The organism is Pseudomonas sp. Pf153 (assembly GCF_001269775.1).
Taxonomy (GTDB): domain Bacteria; phylum Pseudomonadota; class Gammaproteobacteria; order Pseudomonadales; family Pseudomonadaceae; genus Aquipseudomonas; species Aquipseudomonas uvaldensis.
Map to the genome: position 1 here is coordinate 318,905 of NZ_LHVL01000018.1, position 13,541 is coordinate 332,445.

The 13,541-nt window shown below is 61.6% G+C and carries 16 protein-coding genes; all 16 read left to right on the forward strand.

Going from position 1 to position 13,541, the window contains the following annotated elements:
* Positions 1–216: 216 nt before the first annotated feature.
* Positions 217–708, forward strand: coding sequence for a Fe-S cluster assembly transcriptional regulator IscR (gene iscR, locus AD666_RS13575; RefSeq protein WP_024777044.1), 492 nt, complete (start codon positions 217–219; stop codon positions 706–708).
* A 50-nt stretch (positions 709–758) separates the two neighbouring features.
* Positions 759–1,973: an IscS subfamily cysteine desulfurase gene (locus AD666_RS13580; protein ID WP_053152527.1), complete on the forward strand. Its 1,215-nt coding sequence runs from the start codon at positions 759–761 to the stop codon at positions 1,971–1,973.
* A gap of 43 nt (positions 1,974–2,016) precedes the next feature.
* Positions 2,017–2,403 (forward strand): Fe-S cluster assembly scaffold IscU, encoded by a 387-nt coding sequence (iscU, locus tag AD666_RS13585; RefSeq protein ID WP_003185157.1) that lies wholly within the window; start codon positions 2,017–2,019, stop codon positions 2,401–2,403.
* A 24-nt stretch (positions 2,404–2,427) separates the two neighbouring features.
* A complete protein-coding gene (gene iscA, locus AD666_RS13590; protein WP_030139597.1) occupies positions 2,428–2,751 on the forward strand; it encodes an iron-sulfur cluster assembly protein IscA in 324 nt (107 codons plus the stop codon).
* Positions 2,752–2,759: 8 nt separating this feature from the next.
* Positions 2,760–3,281 carry a co-chaperone HscB gene (gene hscB / locus AD666_RS13595; RefSeq protein ID WP_053152529.1) on the forward strand — a complete coding sequence of 174 codons (522 nt, stop codon included), beginning with the start codon at positions 2,760–2,762 and terminating at the stop codon, positions 3,279–3,281.
* A 50-nt stretch (positions 3,282–3,331) separates the two neighbouring features.
* On the forward strand, positions 3,332–5,194 hold the full coding sequence (gene hscA / locus AD666_RS13600) for a Fe-S protein assembly chaperone HscA (RefSeq protein WP_053152531.1): 1,863 nt from the start codon (positions 3,332–3,334) through the stop codon (positions 5,192–5,194).
* A 3-nt stretch (positions 5,195–5,197) separates the two neighbouring features.
* Complete coding sequence (gene fdx / locus AD666_RS13605) at positions 5,198–5,539, forward strand: ISC system 2Fe-2S type ferredoxin (RefSeq protein WP_053152534.1); 342 nt, start codon at positions 5,198–5,200, stop codon at positions 5,537–5,539.
* 14 nt (positions 5,540–5,553) lie between these two features.
* Positions 5,554–5,754, forward strand: a complete 201-nt coding sequence (gene iscX / locus AD666_RS13610) for a Fe-S cluster assembly protein IscX (RefSeq protein WP_053152535.1) — start codon at positions 5,554–5,556, stop codon at positions 5,752–5,754.
* Positions 5,755–5,846: 92 nt separating this feature from the next.
* The gene (gene ndk, locus AD666_RS13615; protein ID WP_053152537.1) at positions 5,847–6,272 is read left to right on the forward strand and encodes a nucleoside-diphosphate kinase; all 426 of its coding nucleotides are present in this window, start codon (positions 5,847–5,849) and stop codon (positions 6,270–6,272) included.
* Positions 6,273–6,300: 28 nt separating this feature from the next.
* A complete protein-coding gene (rlmN, locus tag AD666_RS13620; RefSeq protein ID WP_053152539.1) occupies positions 6,301–7,446 on the forward strand; it encodes a 23S rRNA (adenine(2503)-C(2))-methyltransferase RlmN in 1,146 nt (381 codons plus the stop codon).
* Between the two features lie 12 nt (positions 7,447–7,458).
* Positions 7,459–8,217 carry a type IV pilus biogenesis/stability protein PilW gene (pilW, locus tag AD666_RS13625; protein WP_053152540.1) on the forward strand — a complete coding sequence of 253 codons (759 nt, stop codon included), beginning with the start codon at positions 7,459–7,461 and terminating at the stop codon, positions 8,215–8,217.
* Positions 8,217–9,242, forward strand: a complete 1,026-nt coding sequence (locus tag AD666_RS13630; protein WP_053152542.1) for a RodZ family helix-turn-helix domain-containing protein — start codon at positions 8,217–8,219, stop codon at positions 9,240–9,242. The genes pilW and AD666_RS13630 overlap by 1 nt, the downstream gene beginning before the upstream one ends.
* A 3-nt stretch (positions 9,243–9,245) precedes the next feature.
* The gene (ispG, locus tag AD666_RS13635; protein ID WP_053152544.1) at positions 9,246–10,355 is read left to right on the forward strand and encodes a flavodoxin-dependent (E)-4-hydroxy-3-methylbut-2-enyl-diphosphate synthase; all 1,110 of its coding nucleotides are present in this window, start codon (positions 9,246–9,248) and stop codon (positions 10,353–10,355) included.
* A 23-nt stretch (positions 10,356–10,378) separates the two neighbouring features.
* Positions 10,379–11,668 carry a histidine--tRNA ligase gene (gene hisS, locus AD666_RS13640; RefSeq protein ID WP_053152546.1) on the forward strand — a complete coding sequence of 430 codons (1,290 nt, stop codon included), beginning with the start codon at positions 10,379–10,381 and terminating at the stop codon, positions 11,666–11,668.
* Positions 11,669–11,708: 40 nt separating this feature from the next.
* Positions 11,709–12,350: a tetratricopeptide repeat protein gene (locus AD666_RS13645; protein WP_053152548.1), complete on the forward strand. Its 642-nt coding sequence runs from the start codon at positions 11,709–11,711 to the stop codon at positions 12,348–12,350.
* Entirely contained in the window at positions 12,343–13,494 is a 1,152-nt protein-coding gene (gene bamB, locus AD666_RS13650) for an outer membrane protein assembly factor BamB (protein WP_053152551.1), read from the forward strand. Before AD666_RS13645 ends, bamB begins: the two co-directional genes overlap by 8 nt.
* Positions 13,495–13,541 lie beyond the last annotated feature (47 nt).

A 13,541-nucleotide genomic window follows, 5' to 3' on the forward strand; every position in this document is an offset into this window, starting at 1 on the left:
GTGCGCCGATTGTGTGTGCATCGGTGATCCAATGTGGGAGCGGGCTTGCTCGCGAAGTACGATAACGCGGTATCGCTGGTCCTGCCCGCCAAGCCTTTGCTATCATGCGCCCGCTCTTTCGCGGGTAAACCCGAGTAACCCACTAGGTCTTATACTTGACTTAAATACTCGGGAATTGCATACTCGCCCCCATTCCGAACTCCGTGGTAATTGTCCATGCGACTGACTACAAAAGGCCGATACGCCGTGACCGCGATGCTGGATCTGGCATTGCACGCGCAGCACGGGCCGGTGTCCCTGGCCGATATCTCCGAGCGCCAGGGCATTTCCCTGTCTTATCTCGAGCAGTTGTTTGCCAAACTGCGCCGCAGCAACCTGGTGTCCAGCGTTCGCGGTCCAGGCGGTGGCTACCAGCTGTCCCGTGACATGCAAGGCATCCAGGTCGCCCAGGTGATCGATGCCGTGAACGAATCGGTCGATGCGACCAAATGCCAGGGCCTTGGCGACTGCCATGGCGGCGATACTTGCCTGACCCACCACTTGTGGTGCGACCTGAGCTTGCAGATCCACGAATTTCTGAGCGGTATCAGCTTGGCTGACCTTGTCACTCGTCGTGAGGTGCAGGAAGTAGCCCAGCGTCAGGACCAGCGCCGTTGCAATGGCAAGGCGCCGCACCTGGACAAGATTGAAGCGTCCGCCGTCGAATGACCGCCGCAGAGCAAGCGGAGCGCCAGCCAGCCTGATTTAGGAGAGAGTCCATGAAATTGCCGATTTACCTTGATTACTCTGCGACCACCCCGGTTGATCCGCGTGTCGCGCAAAAAATGAGTGAATGCCTGCTGGTCGACGGAAACTTCGGCAACCCGGCGTCCCGCTCCCACGTGTTCGGCTGGAAAGCCGAGGAAGCGGTCGAGAACGCCCGTCGCCAGGTCGCCGACCTGGTCAACGCCGACCCGCGTGAGATCGTCTGGACCTCCGGTGCCACCGAGTCCGACAACCTGGCAATCAAGGGTGTCGCGCATTTCTACCACACCAAGGGCAAGCACCTGATCACCTCCAAGATCGAACACAAGGCGGTCCTGGACACCACGCGCCAACTGGAGCGTGAAGGCTTCGAAGTCACCTACATCGAGCCCGGCGAAGACGGCCTGATCACCCCTGCCATGGTCGAAGCCGCCCTGCGCGACGACACCATCCTGGTTTCGATCATGCACGTGAACAACGAAATCGGCACCATCAACGACATCGCGGCCATCGGCGAACTGACCCGCTCCAAAGGCGTGCTGTTCCATGTCGACGCGGCCCAGTCCACCGGCAAGGTCGACATCGACCTGTCCAAGCTCAAAGTCGACCTGATGTCGTTCTCCGCCCACAAGACCTACGGCCCGAAAGGCATCGGCGCGCTGTACGTGAGCCGCAAGCCGCGTGTTCGCCTCGAAGCGACCATGCACGGCGGCGGTCACGAGCGCGGCATGCGTTCCGGCACCCTGGCGACCCACCAGATCGTCGGCATGGGCGAGGCCTTCCGTGTTGCCAAGGAAGACATGGCCGCCGAGAGCGTGCGCATCAAGGCCCTGAGCGACCGCTTCTTCAAGCAGGTCGAGCACCTGGAAGAGCTCTACGTCAACGGCAGCATGACCGCCCGCGTCCCGCATAACCTGAACCTGAGCTTCAACTACGTTGAAGGCGAGTCGCTGATCATGGCGCTCAAGGATCTGGCTGTGTCGTCCGGTTCGGCGTGCACCTCGGCGTCCCTCGAGCCTTCGTACGTACTGCGCGCCCTGGGCCGCAACGACGAACTGGCCCACAGCTCGATCCGCTTCACCTTCGGCCGCTTCACCACCGAAGAAGAAATCGATTACGCCGCGCAGAAAGTCTGCGAGGCCGTGACCAAGCTGCGAGCTCTGTCGCCGCTCTGGGACATGTACAAAGACGGCGTCGACATCTCGAAGATCGAGTGGGCGGCGCACTGAAGAAGTCGCCACCAGAGCGACTCATTGATGAGGATTGAAGCAAATGGCATATAGCGAAAAGGTCATCGACCACTACGAGAACCCGCGCAACGTCGGCAAGATGGACGCGCAGGATCCTGATGTCGGCACCGGCATGGTCGGCGCCCCGGCCTGCGGCGACGTGATGCGTCTGCAGATCAAGGTCAACGAGCAGGGCATCATTGAAGACGCCAAGTTCAAGACCTACGGCTGCGGCTCGGCCATCGCGTCCAGCTCCCTGGCCACCGAGTGGATGAAGGGCAAGACCCTCGACGAAGCCGAAACCATCAAGAACACCCAGCTGGCCGAAGAACTGGCCCTGCCGCCAGTGAAAATCCACTGCTCGGTACTCGCTGAAGACGCCATCAAGGCCGCCGTTCGCGACTACAAGCAGAAGAAAGGCTTGATCTGAACCGCGACAGGTAAGGAGTTTTCCATGGCTATCCAGATGACAGAAGCAGCCGCCAAGCACGTACAGCGCTCCCTCGCGGGGCGCGGCAAGGGCGAGGGCATCCGCCTGGGTGTTCGCACCACCGGTTGTTCCGGCCTTGCCTATGTACTGGAATTCGTCGACGAAGTCGGCGAAGACGACCAGGTGTTCGAGAGTCATGGTCAAAAAGTGATCATCGACCCGAAAAGCCTGACGTACCTGGACGGCACTGAGCTGGATTTCGTCAAGGAAGGGTTGAACGAAGGCTTCAAGTTCAACAACCCCAACGTGCGCGGTGAATGTGGCTGCGGCGAAAGCTTCAATATCTGAGGCGGCTTGTGGGTACTCCTTGTCATTTTGCTTTGTTCCAGTTGCAGCCTGCTTTTCAGCTGGATCTCGATCAGTTGTCCGCGCGTTATCTGGAACTGGCCCGTGGTGTCCACCCGGATCGTTTCGCTGACGCCTCCGAGGCTGAGCAGCGACGGGCGCTCGAGCAGTCCGCGAACCTCAACGAGGCGTACCAGACGCTCAAGCACCCGGCCAAGCGCGCACGTTACCTGCTCGCCATCAGCGGCCATGAACTGCCCCTGGAAGTCACGGTTCACGATCCCGAGTTTCTGTTGCAGCAGATGCAGTGGCGCGAAGAGCTCGAAGACTTGCAGGACAGTGCCGACCTGGCCGGTGTCACCGCCTTCAAGCGCCGCCTGAAAGACGCCCAGCAGCAACTGAACGACAGCTTCGCAGCCTGTTGGAACGATGCCGCGCAACGCGAGCAGGCCGAGCGCCTGATGCGGCGCATGCAGTTCCTCGACAAGCTCACCTACGAAGTGCGCCAGCTGGAAGAGCGCCTCGACGATTAACCCAGTGCCGCTCCGGTCGCACGCCTGATTACAGATAAGTCCTGATTACGATGGCCCTACTGCAGATCGCCGAACCCGGCCAAAGTCCACAACCGCACCAGCGTCGCCTGGCTGTCGGAATCGACTTGGGTACCACCAATTCCCTGGTCGCTGCGGTACGCAGCGGTCTTTCCGAGCCGCTGGCCGACGAGCAGGGGCGGGTGATCCTGCCGTCTGCCGTGCGTTATCACGCCGACCACGTCGAAGTCGGCGAATCGGCCAAGCTGGCTGCGGCCACCGATCCGTTGAACACTATTGTCTCGGTCAAGCGCTTGATGGGTCGTGGTCTGTCCGACGTCAAGCAATTGGGCGATCAGTTGCCGTACCGCTTCGTCGGCGGCGAGTCCCACATGCCGTTCATCGAAACCGTGCAGGGGCCGAAAAGCCCGGTGGAAGTATCGGCCGATATCCTCAAGGTGTTGCGCCAGCGCGCCGAGGCCGCGTTGGGTGGCGAATTGGTGGGTGCGGTTATCACTGTCCCGGCCTATTTCGATGATGCCCAGCGCCAGGCTACCAAGGACGCGGCCAAGTTGGCCGGTCTCAACGTGCTGCGTCTGCTCAACGAGCCGACCGCCGCGGCGGTGGCCTATGGCCTGGACCAACACGCCGAAGGGCTGGTCGCTATCTATGACTTGGGCGGCGGCACGTTCGACATCTCCATCCTGCGCCTGACCGGCGGTGTATTCGAAGTCCTGGCCACCGGTGGCGACAGCGCCCTGGGCGGCGATGACTTCGACCACGCCATCGCCGGCTGGATCATCGAGCAGGCGGGCCTGTCCGCCGACCTGGATCCGGGTGCGCAACGCCATTTGCTGCAAACCGCCTGCGCGGCCAAGGAAGCCCTGACCGACGCCGCAAGCGTTGAAGTGGTCTACGGCGAGTGGAAAGCGTCCCTGAGCCGCGAAACCTTCGACGCGCTGATCGAACCCATGGTGGCCCGCAGCCTCAAGGCCTGCCGCCGCGCCGTGCGTGATTCCGGCGTCGAGATCGAAGACGTCAAGGCCGTGGTCATGGTCGGCGGTTCGACCCGCGTGCCTCGGGTTCGCCAAGCCGTCGCCGAGGCCTTTGGTCGCCAGCCGCTGACCGAAATCGACCCGGATCAGGTGGTTGCCATCGGCGCCGCGATCCAGGCCGATACCCTGGCCGGCAACAAGCGCGACGGCGGCGAACTGCTGTTGCTCGACGTGATCCCGCTGTCCCTGGGCCTGGAAACCATGGGCGGCCTGATGGAGAAGGTGATTCCGCGCAACACCACCATTCCCGTGGCCCGCGCCCAGGATTTCACCACTTATAAAGACGGCCAGTCGGCCATGATGATCCACGTGCTGCAAGGCGAGCGTGAACTGATCAGCGACTGCCGCTCCCTGGCGCGTTTCGAATTGCGCGGCATTCCGGCCATGGTGGCTGGCGCGGCGAAGATCCGCGTCACTTTCCAGGTCGATGCCGATGGTTTGCTCAACGTTTCCGCTCGCGAGCTGGGCTCTGGCGTCGAGGCCAGCATCCAGGTCAAGCCGTCCTATGGCCTGACCGACGGCGAAATCGCCCGGATGCTCAAGGATTCCTTCCAGTACGCTGGCGATGACAAAGTGGCTCGTGTGTTGCGCGAGCAGCAAGTCGACGCCCAGCGCCTGATCGAAGCCGTGCAGGGCGCCCTTGAGGCTGACGGCGACCGTCTGCTGGACGCCGAAGAGCGCATGGTCATCGAAATGCAGATGCAGGAATTGTCCGAATTGATCAAAGGCACCGATGGCTATGCCATCGAGCAGCAGACCAAGCGTCTGTCGAGCGTCACCGATGCCTTTGCCGCCCGCCGCCTGGACTCAACGGTCAAAGCCGCCCTGGCGGGGCGTAACCTGAATGAAATCGAGGAGTAATTGATGCCACAGGTGATTTTTTTGCCCCACGAGAAGTTCTGCCCCGAGGGCATGGTGGTGGAGGCTGAGCCTGGGATCTCTATCCTTGAATTGGCCCATAAACACGATATTGAAATGGAAAGCGCTTGCGGCGGCGTCTGCGCTTGCACCACTTGCCATTGCATCATCCGTGAAGGCTTCGACTCGCTGGAAGAGGCGGACGAACTGGAAGAGGACTTCCTCGACCGGGCCTGGGGGCTGGAGGCGCAATCGCGCCTGGGTTGCCAGGCTATCGTCGGTACGGAAGACCTGACCGTCGAAATCCCCAAATACTCGCTCAACCACGCTGCCGAAGCGCCGCACTGATCCGGGAATCCAACATGAGTCTGAAATGGGTTGATGTGCTGGAGATCGCGATCCAGCTGGCCGAGACCAAGCCTGATGTAAACCCGCGTTACGTGAACTTCGTCGATCTGCACCAGTGGGTGCTGGCCTTGCCGGAGTTCAGCGATGATCCGTCCCGTGGCGGCGAGAAAGTGCTTGAGGCCATCCAAGCCGCCTGGATCGAAGAAGCAGATTGAGTCTGTACTGTACGCAGTTAGGCAATACCCGATAACCCGCGTATAATTCGCGGGTTTAATTTTTCGCACATTACCGTTTCTGGAGTTACACCATGGCTGTTCAACGTACTTTCTCCATCATCAAGCCTGACGCCGTTGCTAAAAACGTGATCGGCAAGATCGTTTCCCGTTTCGAAGACGCTGGCCTGCGCGTTGTCGCTTCGAAAATGAAGCAACTGTCCAAGGCCGAAGCCGAAGGCTTCTACGCTGAGCACAGCGAGCGCGGCTTCTTCGGTGAGCTGGTTGCGTTCATGACTTCCGGTCCGGTTGTCGTTCAGGTGCTGGAAGGCGAAAACGCTATCGCTCGCAACCGTGAGCTGATGGGCGCTACCAACCCTAAAGAAGCCGCTCCAGGCACCATCCGTGCTGACTTCGCCCAGTCCATCGACGCCAACGCCGTTCACGGTTCTGACTCCGAAGCCGCTGCTGCTCGCGAAATCGCTTACTTTTTCTCCGCTACTGAAGTAACCACTCGCTAAGCCCAGGCTTTTGAGTGAAGGTGAATCCATGACTACATCGAACGGCAAAACCAACCTGTTGGGCCTGACCCAGCCGGAAATGGAGAAATTCTTCGACTCGATCGGGGAGAAGCGTTTCCGTGCCGGCCAGGTGATGAAATGGATTCACCACTTTGGCGTCGACGATTTCGATGCCATGACGAATGTCGGCAAGGCCTTGCGTGAAAAACTCAAGGCGGTTGCCGAGATTCGCGGCCCTGAAGTGGTCAGCCAGGACATTTCCAGCGACGGTACCCGCAAGTGGGTGGTGCGCGTGGCGTCCGGCAGCTGCGTCGAGACCGTGTACATTCCCCAGGGCAAGCGCGGCACCTTGTGCGTTTCGTCCCAGGCAGGCTGTGCCCTGGATTGCAGTTTCTGCTCCACCGGCAAGCAAGGCTTCAACAGCAACCTCACCGCCGCCGAAGTGATCGGCCAGGTGTGGATTGCCAACAAATCCTTTGGCAGCGTCCCGGCGACCGTCGACCGTGCCATCACCAACGTGGTGATGATGGGCATGGGTGAGCCGCTGCTGAACTTCGACAACGTCGTCGCCGCCATGCACCTGATGATGGATGACCTGGGCTACGGCATCTCCAAGCGCCGGGTGACCCTGTCCACCTCCGGCGTGGTGCCGATGATCGATGAGCTGGCCAAGCACATCGACGTCTCCCTGGCGTTGTCCCTGCACGCACCCAACGACGCATTGCGTAACCAATTGGTGCCGATCAACAAGAAGTATCCGCTTAAGATGCTGCTGGACTCGTGCCAGCGCTACATGTCGGCCCTGGGTGAAAAACGTGTACTGACCATCGAATATACCCTGCTCAAGGATGTGAACGACAAGGTCGAGCATGCGGTCGAGATGATCGAGCTGCTCAAGAACATCCCATGCAAGATCAACCTGATCCCGTTCAACCCGTTTCCGCACTCCGGCTACGAGCGTCCGAGCAACAATGCGATTCGTCGCTTCCAGGATCAGCTTCATCACGCAGGCTTCAACGTCACCGTGCGCACCACCCGTGGCGAAGACATCGACGCGGCCTGCGGTCAATTGGTCGGACAGGTGCTGGATCGCACCCGTCGCAGCGAACGCTACATCGCCGTGCGCGAATTGAACGCCGACGATGCGGTGCAGAACGCTGCGAACGGTCACTAAGAGAGGAACTCCATGTCCCTGCGCTTCGCGCTGCTGTTGCTGTTGACCGGGCTTTGCGCCGGGTGTGTCTTGTCGGGCGACTACAACCCGATGAAGACCAGCAAGGGCCGCGATGAGGCCCGTGTGGCCTATGTGCAACTGGGCATCGGCTACCTGCAGCAGGGCATGACCGAACGGGCCAAGGTCCCGCTCAAGAAAGCCCTGGAGCTGGACAGTTCCGACGCCGATGCCAACGCGGCCCTGGCCCTGGTGTTCCAGGCCGAGCTGGAGCCCGAGCTGGCCGACGAACATTTTCGCAAGGCATTGTCCGCCCGGTCTCAGGATGCGCGGATTCTGAACAATTACGGCAGTTTCCTCTACGAGCAACAGCGCTACAAAGAGGCCTACGAGCGCTTCGAGCAGGCCGCCGCCGATACGCTTTATCCCGAACGTTCGCGGGTGTTCGAGAACCTAGGAATGACCGCTGCAAAACTCGGTCAGCGCGACCTGGCCCGCCAGCAGCTGGAAAAGGCGTTGCGGCTCAACCGCCAGCAGCCGCGGGCACTATTGGAAATGGCTGAGTTGTCTTACGAAGACAGGCATTATGTGCCCGCACGCGACTATTACGAACGTTTTAGCCTGCTGAGCGAGCAAAATGCACGTAGTCTATTGCTCGGCGTTCGGCTGGCCCATGTGTTTGAAGATCGCGACAAGGCCGCCAGCTACGGCCTGCAACTCAAAAGACTCTATCCCGGTACGCCGGAATATCAGCAATACCTGTCGGAGCAATGATGAAAGCGGCGCATCCCGAAGTTGTAGCAGCGACTCGCGTAAATCCCGGTGAGACCCTGCGTCAAGCCCGCGAAAGCAATGGTTGGTCGCTGGCCCAAGTGGCCCTCAAGCTCAATCTTACCGTGGCTTCCCTGAGCAATCTGGAATCGGGCGCGTTCGACAAGCTGCCAGGGCACACCTTTGCCCGGGGCTACATCCGTGCCTATGCCAAGTTGCTCGACATGGACCAGACCGTACTGGTGCAGCAATTCGATCAATACACCGGTTCCGACGCCCAGGGCAGCAGCGTGCACAGCCTGGGTCGCATCGAGGAGCCGGTTCGCGTTTCCCACACCATTTTGCGAATCGTCAGCCTGTTGCTGCTGATCGCGGTGATTGGTGGCGGTTTCATCTGGTGGCAGGATCAGACGTCCCTGCGTACCAAGGAGCCGGTCGCCATGGCCCCGGAACATGTGGAAGTGGAGGGTGCCGACGGCACCACCCGGATTCACCCGCTGGACGAACCGGAAGATCAGGCGGTGCTGGAAGGCCAAACCGAAGGCGAAACCAGCCTGGCGCTGCCGCAAGGCCAGGACGGCGCCGATGCCGAAGCCGGCGCCGAGCCGAGCGTTCCCGCGACACCTACGGCCCCGACCGCGCCTGCGGCAACCTCCAGCGCGCCGGTTGCACCGGCCCCCGCAGCCCCCGCAACGCCGGCGCCGGCGCCGGCCATGCCAGCACCGACCGTGGCAGCTCCGACGGCGCCTCCCGTCACCCCGGCTGCGCCCGTGGTGCCTGCCGCCGGCGAAGGCCAGATACAGATTCAATTCACGGCCGATTGCTGGACGCAGATCACCGACGGCAACGGCAAGGTGTTGTTCAGCGGCCTCAAGCGCAAGGGCGATAGCACCTCAGTCAACGGCAAGCCCCCCTTTGCCGTACGCCTGGGCTATGCCCGTGGCGCGCAGGTCAGCTACAACGGCCAGCCGGTCGACGTGGCTCCGTTCACCACTGGCGAGACTGCTCGCCTGAAGCTGGGTCAATAAGTCATGCACGGCGAATCTCCAATCAAACGTCGCGAATCCCGCAAGATCTGGGTCGGTAACGTGCCCGTGGGCGGCGATGCGCCTATCGCTGTGCAAAGCATGACCAACAGCGACACCAACGACGTGGCTGCCACCGTCGCGCAGATCAACCGCCTGGAAGCCGCAGGCGTCGATATCGTGCGGGTTTCGGTGCCGGACATGGATGCCGCCGAGGCGTTCGGCAAGATCAAGCAATTGGTCAAGGTGCCGCTGGTGGCCGACATTCATTTCGATTACCGCATTGCCTTGCGCGTGGCTGAACTGGGCGTCGACTGCCTGCGCATCAACCCGGGCAACATCGGTCGCGAAGACCGCGTGCGCGCCGTGGTGGATGCCGCCCGCGACCGGGGCATTCCGATCCGCATCGGCGTCAACGCCGGTTCTCTGGAAAAAGACCTGCAAAAGAAATACGGCGAACCGACCCCGGCCGCGCTGGTAGAGTCCGCCCTGCGCCATGTCGAGCACCTCGAGCGCCTGAATTTCCAGGACTTCAAGGTCAGCGTGAAAGCCTCCGACGTGTTCATGGCCGTCGAAGCCTATCGCCTGCTCGCCAAGGAAATCGTCCAGCCGCTGCACCTGGGCATCACCGAAGCCGGTGGGTTGCGTTCGGGCACGGTGAAATCCGCCGTCGGCCTCGGTATGCTGCTCGCCGAGGGGATTGGCGATACCATCCGCATTTCGTTGGCGGCCGATCCGGTTGAGGAAGTGAAAGTCGGCTACGACATTCTCAAGTCCCTGCACCTGCGTTCCCGTGGGATCAACTTCATCGCCTGCCCGAGTTGCTCGCGGCAGAACTTCGATGTGGTCAAGACCATGAACGAGCTGGAAGGGCGTCTCGAAGACCTGCTGGTGCCGCTGGATGTCGCGGTGATTGGTTGCGTGGTCAACGGGCCGGGTGAAGCCAAAGAGGCCCATATCGGCCTGACTGGCGGTACACCGAACCTGATTTACATCGACGGCAAGCCGTCGCAGAAACTGACGAATGACAATCTGGTGGACGAGCTGGAAAAGCTGATCCGCGAGAAGGCGGCCGAAAAGGTCGAAGCCGACGCAGCGGTCATCGCACGCGGCTGATCGAACGAATCTAAGGAAATTCTGTGAGCAAGTCCCTGCAAGCCATCCGTGGCATGAATGACATCCTGCCCGAACAGACGCCCCTGTGGCGCTATTTCGAGGGCACCGTGGCGCGTTTGCTGGATAACTACGGTTATCGCCAGATCCGCATGCCCATCGTCGAATTCACCGAGCTGTTCAAGCGCTCCATCGGCGAAGTGACCGACATCGTCGAAAAAGAAATGTATACCTTCGACGACCGCAACGGCGATTCCCTGACCCTGCGCCCCGAAGGTACGGCGGCCTGCGTGCGCGCGGTGCTTGAGCATGGCATCACCGGCGGTGGCCAGGTGCAGAAGCTCTGGTACGTCGGCCCGATGTTCCGTCACGAGCGCCCGCAGAAAGGCCGCTATCGCCAGTTCCACCAGATCGGTCTCGAGGTGTTCAACCTCGAAGGGCCGGACATCGACGCCGAACTGATCGTGCTGACCTGGCGCCTGTGGGGCGAGCTGGGGCTGCGTGACGCGGTCAAGCTCGAGCTCAACAGCCTGGGCACCAGTGAATCCCGCGCTCGCTATCGCGAAGCGCTGGTGGAGTTTCTCTCCGCGCACCTGGACAAGCTCGACGAAGACAGCCAGCGCCGCCTCAAGACCAACCCACTGCGCGTGTTGGACACCAAGAATGCCGATACCCAGGCGATCCTGGCCGATGCGCCGAAGATGGCCGATTACCTCGACGACGAGTCCCGTGCGCATTTCGAAGGGCTGAAGGCGCGTCTCGACGCTGTCGGCATTCCCTACGTGATCAACCCCAAGCTGGTGCGTGGCCTGGATTATTACAGCAAGACCGTTTTCGAATGGGTCACCGACAAGCTCGGCGCCCAGGGCACCGTATGCGCTGGCGGCCGCTACGACGGGCTGGTGGAGCAGATGGGCGGCAAGCCGACCCCCGGCGTGGGTTTTGCCATGGGTATCGAGCGCCTGGTGCTGATGCTCGAAGCCTTGGACAAGGTGCCTGAAGAGCTGGCCCGCCAGGTTGACGTCTACCTCTGCGCCTTCGGCGAAGCGGCGGAACTGGCGGCCCTGGCCCTGAGCGAGCGGGTGCGTGACCAGTTGCCCAACCTGCGCCTGCAGATCAACGCCGGCGCCGGCAGCTTCAAGAGCCAGTTCAAGAAGGCCGACAAGAGCGGTGCGCTGTATGCACTGATCCTGGGTGACGACGAACTGGCCCAACAAGTGGTAGGTTTCAAACCCCTGCGTGGCCAGGGCGAACAACAAAGTATTGCCTGGGATGCACTTGCTGCACACCTGGCCACCTGCGTCGTGCAGGGTTGAAGCTGTCAAACAGCCGATTTAGCGATTAAGGAGTATTGGGGTGTCGAGTACCGAAGATGAACAGCTGGCGGATTTGAAGGACTGGTGGACGCGCAACGGCAAGCCGCTGGTCACTGGCGGCCTGTTGGCGCTGGTCATCGTGTTCGGCTGGCAGGCCTACCAGAAATACCAGAGCAACCAGTCGCAAGGCGCCTCGATGCTCTACCAGCAATTGCTGGAAACCACGCTGACCCCGGATGGCAAGCCTGACGCTGCCCGCGTGGCGGACCTGGCCGGCAAGCTGGACAAGGAATTCGGTGGCACGGCTTACGCCCAATATGGCCATCTGTTCGTGGCCAAGGTTGCGGTGGACAGCGGCAAGCTGGATGACGCCGCCGCCGAGCTCAAGGGCATCGTCGACAAGCCGGCCAACCCGACCCTGGGCGAAGTGGCGCGTCAGCGCCTGGCCCAGGTACTGGCTGCGCAGAGCAAAGCCGAAGACGCGTTGAAGCTGCTTGCCGGTGATGCCGACAAAGCCTTCCTGGCTACTCGCGAAGAGCTCAAGGGCGACCTGCTGGTGCAACTGGGTCGTGCCGACGAGGCCCATGCGGCCTACCAAAAAGCCAAGGCTGCGCTGTCGGACGAAGCCGCAGTCGGTGGCCTGCAAATCAAGCTGGACGACCTGGCCAAAGGGGATGCGTGACGTGATCCAGTGGAAACATGCAGCATTGCTGGCTCTGGCCATTCTGGCCGCGGGTTGCAGCAGCAACAGCAAGAAAGAACTGCCGCCGGCCGAACTGACCGACTTCAAAGAAGAAGTCGTGCTGCAGAAGCAGTGGAGCCGCACCATCGGTGACGGCCAGGGCGAAACCTACAACATGCTGGTGCCGGCCATCGACGGCGACACCCTCTATGCCGGCGACGTCACGGGCGTGGTCATGGCAATGGATCGCCTGAACGGCGACGTGAAGTGGGAGAAGGACCTTGAGCTGCCTGTGTCCGGCGCCGTTGGCGTGGGCTATGGGCTGGTCATGATCGGCACCCTCAAGGGCGAGATCGTCGCCCTGGACGCCAGCAGCGGTGAAGAAAAGTGGCGTGCCCGCGTGACCAGCGAAGTGCTCGCACCGCCGGCCACCAACGGTGACGTGGTGGTGGTCCAGACCCAGGATGACCGCCTGATCGGCCTGGATGCCGCCAGCGGCAACCAGCGCTGGGTGTATGACAGCACTCCAGCGGTACTGACCCTGCGGGGCACCAGCGCGCCGGTTGTCACCAACCGTCTCGCGGTAGCCGGGTTGTCCACCGGTAAAGTGGTCGCCCTGGATATCTCCAACGGCGTGCCGGTGTGGGAACAACGTGTTGCCATCCCGCAAGGTCGTTCGGAGCTGGAGCGCGTGGTCGACATCGACGGCGGCCTGCTGCTGTCCGGTGGCACGCTGTACGTCGCCAGTTATCAGGGCCGCGTCGCGGCACTGGACCTGGAAACCGGCCGCCCGTTGTGGCAGCGCGATGCGTCCAGCTACGCCGGCGTCGCCCAGGGTTTCGGCAGCGTCTACGTGAGCCTGTCTTCGGGCACGGTTGAAGGCGTCGACGAGCGTTCCACCACCGCACTGTGGAGCAACGATTCCCTGGCCCGTCGCCAGTTGTCGGCCCCGGAAGTGTTCTCCAGCTACGTGGCTGTGGGTGACCTGGAAGGTTACCTGCACCTGCTGAGCCAGGTGGACGGCCGTTTCGTCGGCCGCGAGCGCATCGACAGCGACGGCCTGCGTGCCCGTCCGCTGGTGGCAGGCAACATGATCTATGTGTATGGCAACAGCGGCAAACTGGAAGCCCTGACCATCAAGTAAGACTATGCTTGGGGATAAATTCCCCAGGCGGCTTCACCTGAGCACCA